The organism is Bradyrhizobium sp. HKCCYLRH1034 (assembly GCF_051168375.1).
Classification (GTDB): domain Bacteria; phylum Pseudomonadota; class Alphaproteobacteria; order Rhizobiales; family Xanthobacteraceae; genus Bradyrhizobium.
In genome coordinates this window covers 256722-271748 of the sequence record NZ_JBNPUW010000004.1, presented here as the reverse complement: position 1 = coordinate 271748, position 15027 = coordinate 256722, and the positions used below count along the sequence as shown (strand labels likewise).

The window sequence follows — 15027 nt, the reverse complement described above, 5'->3', positions numbered from 1 at the left end:
CGGCTGCTCCGGCGGATCATCATATCAGCCCCCGGCCCCGGGGTATTGTGGTCGGCGTCTTAGGCTGCGGCTTTCGCGCCGGTCGGAACCATCGCGATCGTTTTCAGGACCTGAGACGCGATCTGGTAGGGGTCGCCCTGGGAGTTCGGACGGCGGTCCTCCAGATAGCCCTTATAGGCGTTGTTCACGAAGGAATGCGGCACGCGAATCGAGGCGCCGCGGTCGGCCACACCCCAGCTGAAGGTGTCGATCGAGGCGGTCTCGTGCTTGCCGGTCAGGCGCATGTGGTTGTCCGGACCGTACACCGCGATGTGGTCGGCGCGAGCTTCCTTGAAGGCGTCCATCAGCTTCTCGAAATACTCCTTGCCGCCGACTTCGCGCATGTACTTGGTCGAGAAGTTGCAGTGCATGCCCGAGCCGTTCCAGTCGGTGTCGCCGAGCGGCTTGCAGTGGAACTCGATGTCGATGCCGTACTTTTCGGTCAGGCGCAGCATCAGGTAGCGGGCCATCCACATCTGGTCAGCAGCCGTGCGCGAGCCCTTGCCGAACACCTGGAATTCCCACTGGCCCTTCGCCACCTCGGCGTTGATGCCTTCGTGGTTGATGCCGGCCGCGAGGCAGAGGTCGAGATGCTCTTCGACGATCTTGCGGGCGACGTCGCCGACGTTCTTGAAGCCGACGCCCGTGTAGTACGGGCCCTGCGGCGCCGGATAGCCGTATTCCGGGAAGCCGAGCGGACGGCCGTCCTTGTAGAAGAAGTACTCCTGCTCGAAGCCGAACCACGCGTCTGGATCGTCCAGGATGGTGGCGCGGGCGTTCGACGGATGCGGGGTCTTGCCGTCCGGCATCATCACTTCGCACATCACCAGCACACCGTTGGTGCGGGCGGCGTCGGGATACACGGCGACCGGCTTCAACACGCAGTCGGAGCTATGGCCTTCGGCCTGCATCGTCGACGAGCCGTCGAAGCCCCAAAGAGGCAGCTGTTCCAGGGTCGGAAAAGAGGAAAATTCCTTGATCTGTGTCTTGCCGCGCAAATTCGGCACCGGCTTGTAGCCGTCGAGCCAGATGTACTCGAGCTTGTATTTCGTCATTGAGCCTCTCTGTCTTATCGAAAGGTGGGAGCCCAGCAATCGAAGGCTCCCCGCTTACCCGGCCACGATCGGCCAGCGCACTCTTAAGCATGGAATGTGCCAAGTCCCGCGACGTCCCGTCGCATGGACGAAGACCGATCGGGGCCGAGCTGCCGGCCGGTTTTGCACGTCAGGGGTGCGGCAAAGCAGCGCGACCGGGATTGCACGGAGCGCATGGCGGAGCGGAGAGCTTGTCGAAAACCCGCTTGATTCCTTGGCATTTGCGGCGACGCGCAAGAGAGGCCGAACAAGCCGTCAGCAGTTCCGGGACATTTTCGAAAAGAGTTGGAGCTCTGTCCGCAACCTTTGGTCCAGCCCAAGTGTTGGTCAGATGAACATTGCTGCTGGGGGAGCACATGCATAAATGCCTGCAAAACGCGCAACATGTGATTTCGTTTTGATCATGTTGCATTCCCTCCGGGCAGCACTGATATCGACGCTGGTAACCACAACGGAACGAGTCGGGCGCAACCTGATGTGTGGCCGACGGAAGGAGAATGAGGAATGGGCACCAATGTGGACGAGGGATCCGCAACGATCTACCAATTTCCGCGCGGAGGGCGAGCGGGTCTTGCACCTCGCCAGTCCGGATCGTCGCCTGAGCGGCCGATCGCGCCGTCGATCCAGCCGACGATCTACAGCGCGAGCTGGTATCATGACGAGGCGATCCAGGAAGCCAAGCCGGTGTGGGACCGCTGATGTCAGACTGTACCGTGACGCCAGCACGCCTTTGCTGAAGGGTCGGACCGACAAGGTTCCGGCCCTTTTTCTTGCGCCGCTGTCTGCATGTCTCTCGCCGCTGCTGACGGCCGCCGGCGGGCTCGACGTGCCAGGGTCAAACAGGCCGCCGTCGTGACCCGTTTCATGGTCTTCCCTATCCTGTCGAAGGCTACGCATACGCGTCGCGTCGATGAAACGGCGTTTCACATCGAAGCCCGCATCCCCTAGAATGGGTTGATGTCTGCCCATCCGCTCCGCCATCTCGGCCTTCACGGTGCCAGCAATTTCAGAGATCTCGGCGGATATCCCAGCAGGGACGGCCGGCACGTGCGATGGCGGCAGCTGTTTCGGTCGAACCATCTCGGACAGCTGACCGAGCCCGACGTCGCGGTCCTGCGGGAGCTTGGCGTTCGGACGGCGTTCGATTTCCGCGGTCGCCACGAGCGCGCTGCCGGTCTCTGCACCATCGCCGAGATCACCGTGCATTCCGTGCCGATCGAGCCGAGCGTGGTGCCGGCGCTGCGGGCTCTGGCGACACGAGGACAGCTCACAACCGACCATGCCTTGGAGCTGATGCGCGAGTCCTACCGCAACTACGTCCGCAGCTACACGCCGCGCTTCCGCGCGCTATTCCAGCATGTTCTCAATGAGGACGCCCCGTTGGTGATCCATTGCACGGCCGGCAAGGATCGCACCGGTGTGGCCTGCGCGCTGGTCTTGCACGCGCTCGAGGTTCCGGATGACGCCATCTTGGAAGATTACCTGCTCACGAACCAGCTCTATCGTCGCGAGACTGCAGCTCACCCGGATCTTCCCGCTGATGTCGTCCAGACGATCGGGACAGTCCAGGCCTCGTTCCTGGCAGCTGCGTTCGACGCCATGCGTGATGATTTCGGCGACGTCGACACCTACCTGCGCGACGGTCTCGGCATCGACGGCGCGGCACGGAAGACACTACAGGAGCGCTATCTCACGCTGTGAGCCTGGGCGGCCCGAATACGCTTGAGCGATCAGGCCGCTTCGATATCGGCTGTCTCGGCGGCTTCCATCGCGTCGAGATCGGCAATCACCTCCTCGAATGCGGAAATCGCCTGTTGAACCGCCGCGATCTGCATCAATTCCCAGCCGGTCACCGGACCTGCACGGTTCTGCAAGGCGACCACCAGATCCCGCCGCTGCTCCTTCAGTTGCACCAGCGGCAAACCATGGTCCGGCAGATGTCTCATCATGTCAAAGCTCCAACGCCCCTCAAGCGGCATAGCGACAGGCTAGCGGGCCGCGCTGGCAATCCACTTACGAAAGTCCGGCTAATTTTATCGATCAGGCCAGCGCGACCGGTGCCGCCATGATGGCGCTGGCCAAAACGTCGCTGATCTTCGCAGTGGCGGCTTCGCTCACATGCAAGCGGTCGCCGTGCCCGTCGTCGAGCGCCGACAACGGAATCTGGCCGGCCTCATGCCAGCTCTTCATCAGATTCCAGCGCCTGAAGACATTGACGTCGGCCGCAGACGTGACCTTCTCGATGCGACGCTGAATGTCCTCGGCACGCGCCAGCCTGCTGGGCACCGTCACGATGGCAGCCGTATATTGCAGGTCCATCACGATGGCATCGATGGCCAGCCCCGCCAGCCATCGAAGGCCGACGCGCAGCGCCGCCTCGACGTCATCGGGACTGTAGACCTCGGGCCTGTAGGCGGCGTTGGTGCCGACCTGCCAGATGACGAGCGAGGGCTGCTCCGCAATCACGTCGCATTCGAAACGCGAGAGCTCCTCCGGGGATTCCTGTCCGCCCACACCCCGATTGAGGACGTCGATCAGGCAGCCGAAATTGGTCTTGCGCAGCGACTGCTCGATCCGGGCCGGAAAAGCGACAATTCCGTTGGTGCCGGCGGTGGAAGATGAGCCAAGCGCCACGATCCGGGTCTTGCGCTGCGCATCCAGACTCTGCCTGAACCGTCTGATCGGACGAGGAAAACCGGTGGAAACGTCGGGAAATTCGAGAGAGCCTGTCGCGGTCATGGTCACCTCTGACGAACCACGCTTTCTGATTGCAATTGCATGCCCCGGCCGCCCGGCCATTGCAACTCATCGGCAGGGCCATAGTATAACGAGCGGCGCTGTGGGGCGCGTCAACGGAGACCAGGGACGGAATGAACGGAGCAGTGATTGTCATTACGGGTGCGCAAGGGGCGCTCGGACGCAGCGTGGCCGATCTCGCGCTCGCACGGGGCGCGCATGTGGCCGGGATCGATCATGCCCAGGCCGAAATCCCGGCGAGTGACGACCGCATCGAGCTCGGAGGCGTCGATCTCTCCGACCCCGAGCAGGCAAAGGTCGCGATCGACTCCGTCGCCGCCCACTTCGGCACTCTGGATGCGCTGATCAACATCGCCGGCGCGTTCGCGTTCGAGACGACCGCCGACGGCGACGATTCCGTCTGGGAGACGATGCATGCGCGAAACCTGATGACCGCGCTGCACGCATCGCGCGCGGCGATTCCGCATCTCGTCCGCTCCAGCACGGGCCGCATCGTCAACATCGGCGCCATGGGCGCGCTCCAGGCCAGTGCCGGCATGGGCCCGTATGCGGCGTCCAAGTCGGGAGTGCATCGCCTGACGGAAGCACTCGCGGCCGAATGGAAGGGCAAGATCACCGTCAACGCCGTCCTGCCGTCGACGATCGATACGCCGGCCAACCGCGCCAGCATGCCCAAGGCCGATTTCGACAAATGGGTGACGCCGCAGGAACTCGCGGAGGTCATTCTGTTTCTAGCCAGCGACGCCGCGAGCGGCGTGACCGGCGCGCTGCTACCGGTTGTCGGCCGGGTGTAGCGAAGCCAGCCGTTCACCCCGACTTGGCGCTGACATCACCGGACTCGGCGGGCTAGACTCGCGCGCGCTCTGAGTCGCACACATCGGACGGCCCCTTGGAAACCGCGCTCTACCTTCCCGTCAAACGCTTCCTCGAAAACCTCGGCTTCTCGGTCAAAGGGGAAATCGGCGGTTGCGACGTGGTGGCGCTCAAGGGCGACGACCCGCCGGTGGTCGTCGTCTGCGAGCTGAAGCAGGTCTTCAACCTGGAACTGCTGCTGCAGGCAGTCGATCGGGCCGGTGCCTGTGACGAGGTGTGGGTTGCGGCGAACCTGTCGGCACGCGGCAAGGGCCGCGAAAGCGACTCCCGCTACCGCAATCTGTGCCGCCGGCTCGGCTTCGGCATGCTGGCCGTGACCTCAGCCGGAGACATCGAAGTGCTGGTGCAGCCGCCCACTACGGCGCCGCGCAAGAACCCCAAGAAACGTTCGCGTCTCGTGATCGAGCATCAGCGGCGCAAGGGCGACCCCGTCGCTGGCGGCTCGACCCGTGCTCCCATCATGACGGCCTATCGGCAGCAGGCGCTGGCCTGCGCCTCGGCGCTGTCGGGCGGGCCGAAACGCGTCCGCGACCTCCGAACGGACATTCCGGATGCGCCGAAGATCTTGCAGCGTAACGTCTATGGTTGGTTCGACCGCGCCGAGCGCGGCGTCTACGTCCTCACGAAAGCCGGGCTCGCGGCCTTGCGCCGCTGGCCCCAGGATATCCACATGACGCAGGCAGCGTTGCCCAATCGCGACATGGTGAACGCATAGCTGGGCTGCCCCGCGGAATATATATTGCAATGCAACAATTCTGCTTCTAGGTATCCCGGACGATTCACGAGGCCCCCATGAGCGAAGATTGGAACACCAAGTACGGTCCGCGTCGCGTCAGGCGTGATCCCCCGACACTGGAAGAAGCGATCTTCGCTGCGTCAGGCATCACCGACGACGTGCAGGCTCAGGCCGAGATCGCGTCGGCGCTGATGGGTCTGCCGCTCGAGCAGGTGCTCCCCGAGGTGAAGAAGGCAGTCCGCGTTGCCGCGCGCACCAACACGCGCGTCATCACGGCCGACCAGGGCACGCAGCAGCGTGCCGTCGTGGTCGAGCGCCGCACCGTGCGCCGCTTCAATTTCGACAAGCGCACCGGCACCTGAACGCCGCCCTCCGGGGCGCATCGGCAATGCAATCAAACGAAAAGGCGCGGCAGCGGTGATCGCTGTCGCGCCTTTATCGTCGCAGCAACGGCTCGGCTCAGGCGGCGCGCTTGTCGCCGTACATCCGGGTCACGAGCTTCCAGCAGGCGCGATTGAGGGTGAAGAACGCCCGCGCTGCCGCGATCGGCGCATCGATCACGAGCTTCGCCAGCTCATCCTGGGGCTGCTCGGTCAGATCGATCGTGCCGGTCGATTCGCCGTGACGGAACGCCAGATGCGCACCGAACTTGGCCGCCAGCGCCCGCATCGCATGGTTCTGCGATCCCGTCGTGACGCGGAGCTTGCGATAGCCCTTCCACCGCGCCTCCGAGATCACGCGCTGGAACAGCAGGCTGCCGACCCCGCGGCGACGCACGCAAGCCTCCACGCTGAACGCAATCTCCGGAAGCCCGTCCTCGGACTGCTCCGGCGGATGCAGCTCGGCGGCGCCGCGCACCATGCCATTTTCCATGTAGGCGACGACGATCGTGCCATCGGCCGCACAGCGGGCCGCATAGCGTTCGATGAAACTGTCATCGAGGAAGCCGTTGAATCGATCGTGCCGGCTTTCCGCATCGAGCCGCAACAGATGATCGCGCAGCAACGGCAGTTCTTCGTGCTGGCTGAGGGTCCGCACATAGCCGAAGCCCGGCCGGGGACGAAAAGTATCTACCTGTGACACTGCCTGAGACTCCTCTCGAGAGCCCTCGCACACAGACGTCTTTCCCTAGACAGAAGCTATATTGTGCATCGCAACATTCATTGCAAGCCCCGCGCTCTACGGAGAGAACATGCGGCCATGCAAGGATCGCGTGAGTTAACGATTCGTTTGTGTACGAATCATCACAGCACGAGCTGAGTCTGGGTCACGAGTGCGACCAGCCTGCCGTCGTCGGTCTCGATCCGGGTTTGCCACACCTGGGTGCGGCGGCCGCGATGCACGGGCGTGGCGGTTGCCGTCACCACCGTCCCCTCCTTGGCGCCGCCGATGAAGTTGGTCTTGCTCTCGATCGTCGTGGTGCCCTTGGCGTCCTGCGGCAGGTTGATCACGGTTGCGGCCGCGCCGACCGAATCCGCCAGCGCCATGACGGCGCCGCCATGGATGGTGTGATGCAGAGTGCAGAGATCCGGCCGCACCTGCATTTGCGCCACGACGCGATCGGCGCTGGCCTCGGTGAAGGTCACACCCTTCAATTCCGCGAACGGCATCTTCATCGCATTGATCTTGTCGAGTGGCGTCATGCCTTCCCTCCCCCGTTGATCGGACGACCCGTCTTCGCGGGTCAGCGCCGCATCTGGATGCGCCGGGCTTCGAACCCGAAGCAATGACCTGAGAGGTCATTGCTTCGGTCCGATCGTGCCGCCGCTCAGACCTTCTCGATCCCGCACCACTCCGCGATGAACAGCGCCATGGTCTTGGTCACCTGGCGCAGCGAGTCGAGCTCGACATATTCGTTGAAGCCGTGCATGGCGGCGCCGGTCGCGCCGAAGCAGAGGCTGGGGATGTTGTAGTTGAGCCCGTAGAAGCGGGTATCCGTGAGCGCCGTGAAGACGAGATCCTGGACCTCGCCGCCGTAGACGGCGGTGAAGGCCTTGCCGAACGCCGCCTCCGGCTCGGCCGAATTGGTCAACTCGTAGCCTTCGGACAGGAAGCCCGACCACTCGACGACCGGCGGATTGTTGGAGAGAAAACGATGATCACGCGAAGCCGCGGCGACGCAGGCGAGGATCTCGTTCTGGCAGTCCTTGACCGACCAGCCCGGCAGGATGGCGATGCGGCAATCGACGTCGCACCAGGCCGGCACGCTCGAGGCCCAGTCGCCGCCTTTGATGATGCCAGGATTGAAGTTGATCGGATGCGTGAGCGTCCTGAAATGACGATCGCTCTTGGCCCGCTCGTTCCAGTCGGCTTCGAGCTTCTCCAGCGCATGGATCAGATGATAGCTCGCCTGAATCGCATTGGCGCCGACGCCGGCTTCGAACACATGCGCCGGGAAGCCGCGCACCTTCAGGCGGAACCAGATCACGCCCACCTGAGAACGCACCATCTTGCCGCTGGTCGGCTCCGGGATGAAGCAGGCATCCGCGCGGTAGCCGCGCTGCAGGGTCGACAGGGCGCCGACGCCGGTGCTCTCCTCCTCGATGACGGATTGGATGTGAATGCGCGCCGTGGGCTTGAAGCCGGCCGCCTTGATGGCATCGAGCGCATAGAGCGCGCCGATGGTACCGGACTTCATGTCGCAGGCGCCGCGGCCATACATCCGACCGTCGCGGATCACCGGCGAGAACGGCGGCGTCTCCCACATGTCGAGCGGACCGGCCGGCACCACGTCGCAATGGCCCTGCAGGATCAGCGATCGCCCGGCCGACGTCGCCGGCCGGTAGGTTCCGACCACGCTGCGTGCTCTCGAGAAGTCGTGCTCGATCGGGCCGTAGCCGCGCATCTCCTTGAGATCGTCGAGATCGATGTGCCAGTCGTCGACCTCGTAGCCGCGCGCGCGCAGGAGATCGCCAAACATGTCCTGGCACGGCCCTTCGGCGCCGCGGGTCGAGGGAATGGCGACGAAGTCGCTCGTGGTCGCGAGCTGCCGGTCGAAGTCGGCATCGACGGCGTCGACGATGCGCTGCGTAATGTCCTGGGTGATCATGCCTGTCGAGGTTCCAATTGCCGATGACTGCAGCAAATCACAATCTCATGCAGAGTTGCACCGGATTCGCCGCTGCTTTCAGAATCGCAAGGCCGCCCGTACATTCGCGCATACGAAAATGACCGCAACATACTTTGGAATTTAACATGTCGGATCACCGCAATATCCTTTATTTCCTCCTCGGCATTCTCAGCGCGGCGATCATCGTGCTCGGCTACAATTTCTATCAGGCCAAGAAGCAGCCGGAGGGTGTCCAGATCAATATCGGGCCAAACGGACTGAAGATCGAAGGAAAGTGATGCGTTCTCAAATCTCCTCGTTCGCGAATGTCGCAGCGCGCCCTCTCGGCGTCCTCGGTGTCCTGCTTTTGGTTGCCGCACCCGCGCAGGCGCAATATGTCGGGCGCGAGCAGGACATCACCGATCTCCGGCTCGGCCAGCGCGTGCTGGTCGATGACGGCACCTGCCCCGCCGGCCAGGTGAAGGAGGTCTCCGGCTCCAAGATGGCTGAAACCGGTATTGTCCGCACCACGAAATGCGTGCCGCGCTTCGGGCCGAAGAAGAAGTAGCTGACCTCGTTCGATGCGGCTCTCGCCGCCGACCTCCGGCGCGTGACCTTCCGCACAGTCCCACAGCCGCGCATCGACGATGCTCCTGCCCGTGGACAAGCGGGGACGCAGCATGTCGATGTCAGCGGTGCAGGATCACGGCTTCTTCGAAGCGGCCGACCGGCCGCAGCCGGTCAAGGCCGATTTCAGCCGCTACGCCCTGCTCGGCTATCTGTCGATTGCGCTGGTGTTCGGCGGCTTCGGCGTATGGGCCGCCTACGCCCCCCTCGATCGCGCGGCGATCGCACCGGGCACCGTGTCCGTCTCCGGCGATCACAAGGTGGTTCAGCACCGTGAGGGCGGAATCATCAGGGAGATCCTGGCCAAGGAAACTCACGCCGTGCATCGCGGCGACCTGCTGTTTCGGCTGCAGCCGACCGAGGCCCAGGCCAACACCGACCTCCTTCGCAAGCAGATGGACGCGTCGCTGGCCGAGGAGGCGCGCCTGCTCGCCGAGCGCGGCAATGCGCGGATGATCACGTTTCCCGACACGTTGCTCAACCGCCAGAACGTGCCGGAGGCGGCGCTTGCCATCGCCGACCAGCAGCGGCTGTTCGTCGAGCGCCGCAATGGCCTGATCAGCCAGATCAACATCCTCAACTCGCAGATCGCCCAGCAGCAGCAGGAGTTCGCCGGCCGTGACCGCCAGCGCGCCGCGCTCTCCGCGCAGCTCGCGAGCTTCGAGACGCAGATGAACAATGTGCGCCCGGCGGTCGCCGCAGGCTATTATCCGCGCAACAAGTTCCTCGAGCTGGAACGCGAGCGCGCCCGCGTCGAAGGCGATCTCGGCCAGGCGCAGGCCGACGTCGCGCGGCTGACGCAGACGGCCGCGCAGACGCGCCTGCAGATCGACCAGACGCTGCAGAAATATCTGACCGAAGTCGGCCAGCAGCTCGACGGTACCCGGGCCAAGCTGTCGGACCTGCGCGAGAAGCTGGTCATCGCCGAGGACGTGCTGCGCCGGGTCGACATCCGCGCCGAGCGCGACGGCATCGTCATGAACATGAAAGTCCACACCGTCGGCGCCGTCGTGAAGCCCGGTGATACGCTCGCCGAGATCGTTCCGGTCGGCGAAGGCGTCGACGTGATGGCGCACGTCTCGCCGCGCGACATCGAGAGCGTCGCCATCGGCCAGAGGGCCGAGGTGCGCTTCTCCAATTTCTCCTCGCGCACGACGCCGACGATCTTCGGCAAGGTCTCGAGCGTCTCGGCGGACGCGATGTCGGACGAGGCGACCAAGCAGAGCTACTATTCGGCGCGCGTCGTGATCGACTATTCGACCATCCCGCCCGAGATCGCCGAGAAGATCCTGCCGGGCATGCAGGCCGACGTCATCATCTCCACGGGAGAGCGCACCGTGCTCGAATATCTGGTCGGCCCGCTGCTCAACACGCTCGCCAAGACGTTCCGTGAGAAATGAGCCGAGACACCTATGCCGACGGCACCGGTGGCGCGCCCGCGACGACAGCAAGATCGCGGGCACGCCGCACGCCGATGGCGTCCAGCTCGCTGCCCTGTTCCGGATCGGCAAGCCTCTCACGTATCGCTCCATCAAGATCAGCAAGGCCGGCTGCTGCCGCCACGCCCCCGGACATCGCGAGCTGCCAACCTCTGGTGTCGGCCAATTCAGCTAGAAGCGCCGACCACTCCGTCCCGAGCCCGAGCACAGCCACCTGCGACGTGCGTCCAAGGGTCAGTTGCCCGACGACGATGTCGCCAAGGTGAGCACCAATCGCCAGCTCGACGGGCCGACCGATCTCCGCGGCGATCTTTTCGTTGACGCGGTCCATGACCACGTCCATGGCGCCGATCGCCTGCAGCGCATCGCGGCAGCCTTGTTCTGCTCCCTGCTCCTCGCCGAAGACGGCGAGCACGCCATTGCCGAGGAAACGATCGATGCGCCCGGAATGGGCTTCGATCGCCCTGCCAATGGCGCCGAAGATCTCGTTCATCATGAACCCGAGGTCGGATGGCAGCCGGTCGCGCGCAATGGCCGCAAGCGGACGGACGCGGACGTGGACCAGGCATACCGCACGGCGCTCGGCGGGAAGGTGGTCGACGAGGGGCGCCCTCTCCGCTTGATCGCCGCCGAGGAGACGCGTGATCGTCAGCGGCGCCGCCGGACGGATCTGGCAGGCCAGGCGCACATTCGCCGGTGCCGCCAAGTCGGCGAGCATGACGCGCTCCGCGTGGCCGGGCGGTGCCAGCGTCTCCGCACCTTCATCAACGCGGACGCGACAAAGACCGCAGCGGGCACGGCCGCCGCAGTCGGATCGCTGCGAAAGATCATTGCTGCCGATGATCTCCAGCAGCGTCGGACCGACCGCGGCCCGCACCGTCGCACCACCCGTGAAAGCAATGGCGATCTTCGGCGCCGCGAGGGACGCGACGTGACGGAACACGATGATCGTCACGCCTGCAACGAGCAGCGCGACGACCGCGATCTGCGCCGAAACCTGCAGCAGGGCGATCCACTTCCCGTCGAGTTTGCTCGGCCAATGGGTGACCTGGCGCATCTGCTCGGCCATGCCGGGATTGCCGAGAAACGTGGCGACGGCGCGTCCGGACACCACGAAACCCATCAGCGCCGCCATCGGCACCGCGACGGCGAGAACAACCAGCAGCGGCTGGACGAGGCGGTACCAGCTCCGGAATTTCAGCCAATGATGCAGGCCGACGCAGCCGTGGATCCAGACCAGCAGCAGCAGCGCGGTCTGAATCCAGGCCGCCTTGGGCCACAGCAACGCCAGCGCATAGAGGTAGCCATCCTGAACGCCGAACAGCGCATGAGCCATGTGGGTCTCGATGACATGCGGCAGCAACAGCAGCGGGATCGCAAATCCGGTGGCGATCTGAACAAACTCCCACGAGGACAGCCGCCACGTGCCGCGCTGAACCGTCTTGGCGAACGCCAGCACGACATGCGCGAGCAATGCCGCCGACAGCACGATCATTCCCGGCCACGATCGGGTGACGACCAGTCGCCATTCCTGCACCTCGTCCATCGCCTCGAGGCTGAACAGACCCACCGCATGGTTGAGAAAATGCGTCGCGGCGAACGCAAACAGGACGAGGCCGGACATGAGCCGGATGTTCTGGGACGTTACGGCAGGCATGAGCTCACTGTGATTCAGGCAAGCTGCGAAATCTGAGCACGGCTGAACCATCCGGTAGCGGCTGCCACCGGCCAACTCAAGCGCCGGCAGATCAGCCTCGAGCTATGTGAGGTCAGTCACGGTCGACGACGGGTGCCCCAGGCGAAGCTCCCAGCACCATCGCAAGGGGATCCGACATGACGAGCACCACCCGAAGCCCGCTGGGAACCGCGCTCCGCGCCTGCTTTCCCGCGCTCACCGCGACCTTCGTGCTCAGCCTCTTCATCAATGCGAGCATGCTCGCCTCGCCGCTCTATTCCATGCAGGTCTACGACCGCGTCCTCACCAGCCGCAATCTCGGCACGCTGGTCATGCTGACGCTCATCGTGGGTGTCTTCCTGGTGTTGTATGGCGTCCTCGAATTCGCCCGTTCCGGCGTTTTGGCCCGGGCCGGCGTGCAGTTCGAAGGCACGCTGCGCCACCCGCTGTTCGAGACGATGATGAAGGCGGAGCTGTCGCCGCGGCATCGCTTCGGCCAGCAGATCATCCGTGACGCCGAGACCATCCGCGACTGCATCTCCAGCGGCACCGCCGCCATCGCCTGCGATCTGCCGTGGACGCCGGTGTTCGTCGCGCTGTGCTTTCTGCAGCATGCCTATCTCGGCATCCTCTCGCTGCTCGGCGCGATCGTGCTGTTCTCGCTGGCGCTGCTCACCGAATTCTACACGCGCGCCAGCGTCGAGCGCACCAACGCGCTGGCCAACGAGGCCTCGCGCTTCGTCGCGGCGGCGCTGCGCAATGGCGAGGTCGTGCGCGGCCTCGGCATGGGCGACATCGTCATGGACCGCTGGAGCTGCCGGCAGTCGGCGATGGTCGATGCCCACAGCACCCTCGTCGAGCGGGGCGCGGCGATGCATTCCGTCACCAAGTTCGCGCGCATGGCGGTGCAGACCTCGCTGCTGTGCATCGGCGCCTGGCTCGCGATCGAGCAGCAGATCTCGCCCGGCGCGATGATGGCGACGTCGATCATCATGGGCCGCGCGCTGGCCCCGGTCGAGCAGGTCGTCGGGCAGTGGAAGCGCATCATCGCATTCCGCTCGGCCTACCGCAGGCTGGAGGAGCTGTTCCAGGCCTTGCCGGTCACGGCCGCCCCGACCGCGCTGCCGACGCCGCGCGGCGACATCGACGTCGAGAACGCCGTGGTGTGGCCGCCGGCGGCCGGCCGCCCCTCGGTCAAGGGCGTCAGCTTTTCACTCAAGGCCGGCGAGAGTCTCGCGATCGTCGGCGCCTCCGCCAGCGGCAAGTCGAGCATGGCGCGCGCCATGGCCGGCGTCTGGCCGCTGCGCGAAGGCGTGATCCGCATCGACGGCGCCGCCTACAGCCAATGGGACCCAAACCGGCTCGGCAAGCATATCGGCTACCTGCCGCAGGACATCGAACTGTTCTCGGGGACCGTCGCCGACAACATCGCCCGGCTTGCGAAGGTCGACGAGGCCGCCGTTGTCGCTGCCGCCAAGGCCGCCGGCGCGCATGAGGTGATCCTGCGCCTGCCCAACGGCTACGACACGCCGATTGGTGAAGGCGGCGTGGCATTGTCCGGCGGCATGCGACAGCGCGTCGGCCTCGCCCGCGCGCTCTACGGCAATCCGCGGCTCCTGATCCTCGACGAGCCGAACTCGAACCTCGACGAGGACGGCGAGCGGGCGCTGGCGCAGGCCATGGCCCAGGCGAAGGCCGCCGGCCGAACCGTGATCGTCGTCACGCACCGCCCGCAGCTTCTGGCGCATGTTGACCGCATCATGGTGATGGCCTTCGGCAAGACGCTGGCATTCGGCCCACGCGACGAGGTCATCGCCAAGATGCGCGGCCAGCGTGTCGTCGTCGCCCACGACCGGGCGACGGCCAGCGCCGCGGCCTGAACGAACCCAGTGCAGATCTCACACCGCAAGGAGCCGGCCATGATCAAGTTCACATCGTCTACGAGGACCCTGCAGCTGGCCTTCGCGACCGCCGTCCTGTTGCCGATCTCGGCTTCGGCGGAGACGCCGATGACCGCGCGGCAGATGCTGGCCCACGCGCAAACTCAAGCCCTCAATGTCCCCAGCGATATCAGGAAGCCCGAGCTGGACCGCAGCGAAAAGATCACCAGCGAGGCCGCCTCCGCAGGCAATACGGCCATCGCCGCCCCGCTTCCGGTGATCGAGCCGCCGGCGCCGATCTCGCCGCCAGCCCCGGCGCTCACCGCACTGGCTGCGCCCGTCCCGGCGCCTGAGGCAGCTTCGTCGCAGACGCGTACCAACTCGCTCACGGCCGCCGCCCCCGTTGCTGAAGCTGCCAAGACGTCGAATCCAATGCTCGCGACACCGCCCGTGGCCGCCACCACCGAAACACGCCCGATGGCACCGGCCGCGACGCCGCCCGTCACGGCCGGTGCTTCACCGGCCCTCGTCCCCGCGACCGCTCCCGTTGCCGCGCCGCCCCAGTCCGGCCTGCCGGCCGCGGCGGCCACCCAGACCACGGGGACGCAACCGGCCGCCTCGTCGTCCGCCGAAAAGCCCGCTCCTGCGGGACATCAGCCAACCCGTGCAAGCGCGGCAGCGGCCCGCCCTGCGCCCAAGCCTACTGCGAGATCGTCGAGACACAGCGACGAGGATGCCATCAGTACCCGGATCTCGCGCATCATGCGCCGGCCGGACGTGCAGTCATTGATGTCGCAATATGGCCTGGATTGACGACGAGCACCGCGGACGATGGACGCTGATCGACATCGGTTCAGA

At 65.2% G+C, this 15027-nt stretch carries 17 protein-coding genes; 10 read left to right on the top strand and 7 right to left on the bottom strand.

All coding sequences use genetic code 11. The features are described from left to right. Positions 1–59: 59 nt before the first annotated feature. The gene (locus ACQR0W_RS11500; protein ID WP_315712320.1) at positions 60–1094 is read right to left on the bottom strand and encodes a glutamine synthetase beta-grasp domain-containing protein; all 1035 of its coding nucleotides are present in this window, start codon (positions 1092–1094) and stop codon (positions 60–62) included. A 543-nt stretch (positions 1095–1637) separates the two neighbouring features. Here ACQR0W_RS11500 and ACQR0W_RS11495 point away from each other — a divergent pair. Together ACQR0W_RS11495 and ACQR0W_RS11490 are read left to right on the top strand one after the other, a co-directional pair. After that, positions 1638–1832 carry a DUF2735 domain-containing protein gene (locus ACQR0W_RS11495; protein WP_315826819.1) on the top strand — a complete coding sequence of 65 codons (195 nt, stop codon included), beginning with the start codon at positions 1638–1640 and terminating at the stop codon, positions 1830–1832. A gap of 258 nt (positions 1833–2090) precedes the next feature. Further along, positions 2091–2834 (top strand): tyrosine-protein phosphatase, encoded by a 744-nt coding sequence (locus ACQR0W_RS11490; protein ID WP_316186921.1) that lies wholly within the window; start codon positions 2091–2093, stop codon positions 2832–2834. Positions 2835–2863: 29 nt separating this feature from the next. Here ACQR0W_RS11490 and ACQR0W_RS11485 read toward each other — a convergent pair whose 3' ends face one another. After that, on the bottom strand, positions 2864–3082 hold the full coding sequence (locus tag ACQR0W_RS11485) for a hypothetical protein (protein WP_012044361.1): 219 nt from the start codon (positions 3080–3082) through the stop codon (positions 2864–2866). A gap of 91 nt (positions 3083–3173) precedes the next feature. Further along, positions 3174–3932, bottom strand: a complete 759-nt coding sequence (locus ACQR0W_RS11480; protein ID WP_316164721.1) for an SGNH/GDSL hydrolase family protein — start codon at positions 3930–3932, stop codon at positions 3174–3176. 71 nt (positions 3933–4003) lie between these two features. On the opposite strand from ACQR0W_RS11480, the gene ACQR0W_RS11475 reads away from it, so the two are divergent. The 3 genes from ACQR0W_RS11475 to ACQR0W_RS11465 all read left to right on the top strand — a co-directional run bounded on the left by ACQR0W_RS11475 (position 4004) and on the right by ACQR0W_RS11465 (position 5861). Then, positions 4004–4684: an SDR family oxidoreductase gene (locus tag ACQR0W_RS11475; protein ID WP_315749997.1), complete on the top strand. Its 681-nt coding sequence runs from the start codon at positions 4004–4006 to the stop codon at positions 4682–4684. Positions 4685–4779: 95 nt separating this feature from the next. Continuing rightward, positions 4780–5478: a DUF2161 domain-containing phosphodiesterase gene (locus ACQR0W_RS11470; RefSeq protein WP_315826817.1), complete on the top strand. Its 699-nt coding sequence runs from the start codon at positions 4780–4782 to the stop codon at positions 5476–5478. A 77-nt stretch (positions 5479–5555) separates the two neighbouring features. Continuing rightward, positions 5556–5861, top strand: coding sequence for a hypothetical protein (locus ACQR0W_RS11465; RefSeq protein WP_172109527.1), 306 nt, complete (start codon positions 5556–5558; stop codon positions 5859–5861). A 97-nt stretch (positions 5862–5958) separates the two neighbouring features. Here ACQR0W_RS11465 and ACQR0W_RS11460 read toward each other — a convergent pair whose 3' ends face one another. From ACQR0W_RS11460 to ACQR0W_RS11450, 3 genes are all read right to left on the bottom strand, one after another. Next, positions 5959–6615, bottom strand: coding sequence for a GNAT family N-acetyltransferase (locus ACQR0W_RS11460; RefSeq protein WP_409977870.1), 657 nt, complete (start codon positions 6613–6615; stop codon positions 5959–5961). 128 nt (positions 6616–6743) lie between these two features. Continuing rightward, positions 6744–7142 carry a PaaI family thioesterase gene (locus ACQR0W_RS11455; protein ID WP_315712326.1) on the bottom strand — a complete coding sequence of 133 codons (399 nt, stop codon included), beginning with the start codon at positions 7140–7142 and terminating at the stop codon, positions 6744–6746. 125 nt (positions 7143–7267) lie between these two features. After that, a complete protein-coding gene (locus ACQR0W_RS11450) occupies positions 7268–8548 on the bottom strand; it encodes an ArgE/DapE family deacylase (protein WP_316170426.1) in 1281 nt (426 codons plus the stop codon). Positions 8549–8694: 146 nt separating this feature from the next. Between ACQR0W_RS11450 and ACQR0W_RS11445 the strand changes: the two genes are divergently transcribed. The 3 genes from ACQR0W_RS11445 to ACQR0W_RS11435 all read left to right on the top strand — a co-directional run bounded on the left by ACQR0W_RS11445 (position 8695) and on the right by ACQR0W_RS11435 (position 10575). Then, positions 8695–8847 (top strand): hypothetical protein, encoded by a 153-nt coding sequence (locus tag ACQR0W_RS11445; protein WP_315712328.1) that lies wholly within the window; start codon positions 8695–8697, stop codon positions 8845–8847. Beyond that, entirely contained in the window at positions 8847–9116 is a 270-nt protein-coding gene (locus ACQR0W_RS11440) for a DUF6719 family protein (protein ID WP_315712330.1), read from the top strand. Before ACQR0W_RS11445 ends, ACQR0W_RS11440 begins: the two co-directional genes overlap by 1 nt. A gap of 112 nt (positions 9117–9228) precedes the next feature. After that, positions 9229–10575 (top strand): HlyD family type I secretion periplasmic adaptor subunit, encoded by a 1347-nt coding sequence (locus tag ACQR0W_RS11435; protein ID WP_315712331.1) that lies wholly within the window; start codon positions 9229–9231, stop codon positions 10573–10575. A gap of 10 nt (positions 10576–10585) precedes the next feature. Here ACQR0W_RS11435 and ACQR0W_RS11430 read toward each other — a convergent pair whose 3' ends face one another. Beyond that, positions 10586–12346: a 2Fe-2S iron-sulfur cluster-binding protein gene (locus tag ACQR0W_RS11430; RefSeq protein WP_316186920.1), complete on the bottom strand. Its 1761-nt coding sequence runs from the start codon at positions 12344–12346 to the stop codon at positions 10586–10588. A 101-nt stretch (positions 12347–12447) separates the two neighbouring features. On the opposite strand from ACQR0W_RS11430, the gene ACQR0W_RS11425 reads away from it, so the two are divergent. Together ACQR0W_RS11425 and ACQR0W_RS11420 are read left to right on the top strand one after the other, a co-directional pair. Then, on the top strand, positions 12448–14169 hold the full coding sequence (locus tag ACQR0W_RS11425; RefSeq protein WP_315749991.1) for a type I secretion system permease/ATPase: 1722 nt from the start codon (positions 12448–12450) through the stop codon (positions 14167–14169). A gap of 39 nt (positions 14170–14208) precedes the next feature. After that, the gene (locus ACQR0W_RS11420) at positions 14209–14982 is read left to right on the top strand and encodes a hypothetical protein (protein WP_316170423.1); all 774 of its coding nucleotides are present in this window, start codon (positions 14209–14211) and stop codon (positions 14980–14982) included. The last annotated feature ends 45 nt before the right edge of the window (positions 14983–15027 follow it).

Coding starts and splice junctions, on each gene's coding strand:
- ACQR0W_RS11435 (WP_315712331.1), top strand. CDS start 9,229: ATGTCGATGTCAGCGGTGCAGGATCACGGCTTCTTCGAAGCGGCCGAC.
- ACQR0W_RS11445 (WP_315712328.1), top strand. CDS start 8,695: ATGTCGGATCACCGCAATATCCTTTATTTCCTCCTCGGCATTCTCAGC.
- ACQR0W_RS11480 (WP_316164721.1), bottom strand. CDS start 3,932: ATGGCCGGGCGGCCGGGGCATGCAATTGCAATCAGAAAGCGTGGTTCG.
- ACQR0W_RS11450 (WP_316170426.1), bottom strand. CDS start 8,548: ATGATCACCCAGGACATTACGCAGCGCATCGTCGACGCCGTCGATGCC.
- ACQR0W_RS11475 (WP_315749997.1), top strand. CDS start 4,004: ATGAACGGAGCAGTGATTGTCATTACGGGTGCGCAAGGGGCGCTCGGA.
- ACQR0W_RS11485 (WP_012044361.1), bottom strand. CDS start 3,082: ATGATGAGACATCTGCCGGACCATGGTTTGCCGCTGGTGCAACTGAAG.
- ACQR0W_RS11440 (WP_315712330.1), top strand. CDS start 8,847: ATGCGTTCTCAAATCTCCTCGTTCGCGAATGTCGCAGCGCGCCCTCTC.
- ACQR0W_RS11420 (WP_316170423.1), top strand. CDS start 14,209: ATGATCAAGTTCACATCGTCTACGAGGACCCTGCAGCTGGCCTTCGCG.
- ACQR0W_RS11425 (WP_315749991.1), top strand. CDS start 12,448: ATGACGAGCACCACCCGAAGCCCGCTGGGAACCGCGCTCCGCGCCTGC.
- ACQR0W_RS11455 (WP_315712326.1), bottom strand. CDS start 7,142: ATGACGCCACTCGACAAGATCAATGCGATGAAGATGCCGTTCGCGGAA.
- ACQR0W_RS11490 (WP_316186921.1), top strand. CDS start 2,091: ATGTCTGCCCATCCGCTCCGCCATCTCGGCCTTCACGGTGCCAGCAAT.
- ACQR0W_RS11465 (WP_172109527.1), top strand. CDS start 5,556: ATGAGCGAAGATTGGAACACCAAGTACGGTCCGCGTCGCGTCAGGCGT.
- ACQR0W_RS11500 (WP_315712320.1), bottom strand. CDS start 1,094: ATGACGAAATACAAGCTCGAGTACATCTGGCTCGACGGCTACAAGCCG.
- ACQR0W_RS11495 (WP_315826819.1), top strand. CDS start 1,638: ATGGGCACCAATGTGGACGAGGGATCCGCAACGATCTACCAATTTCCG.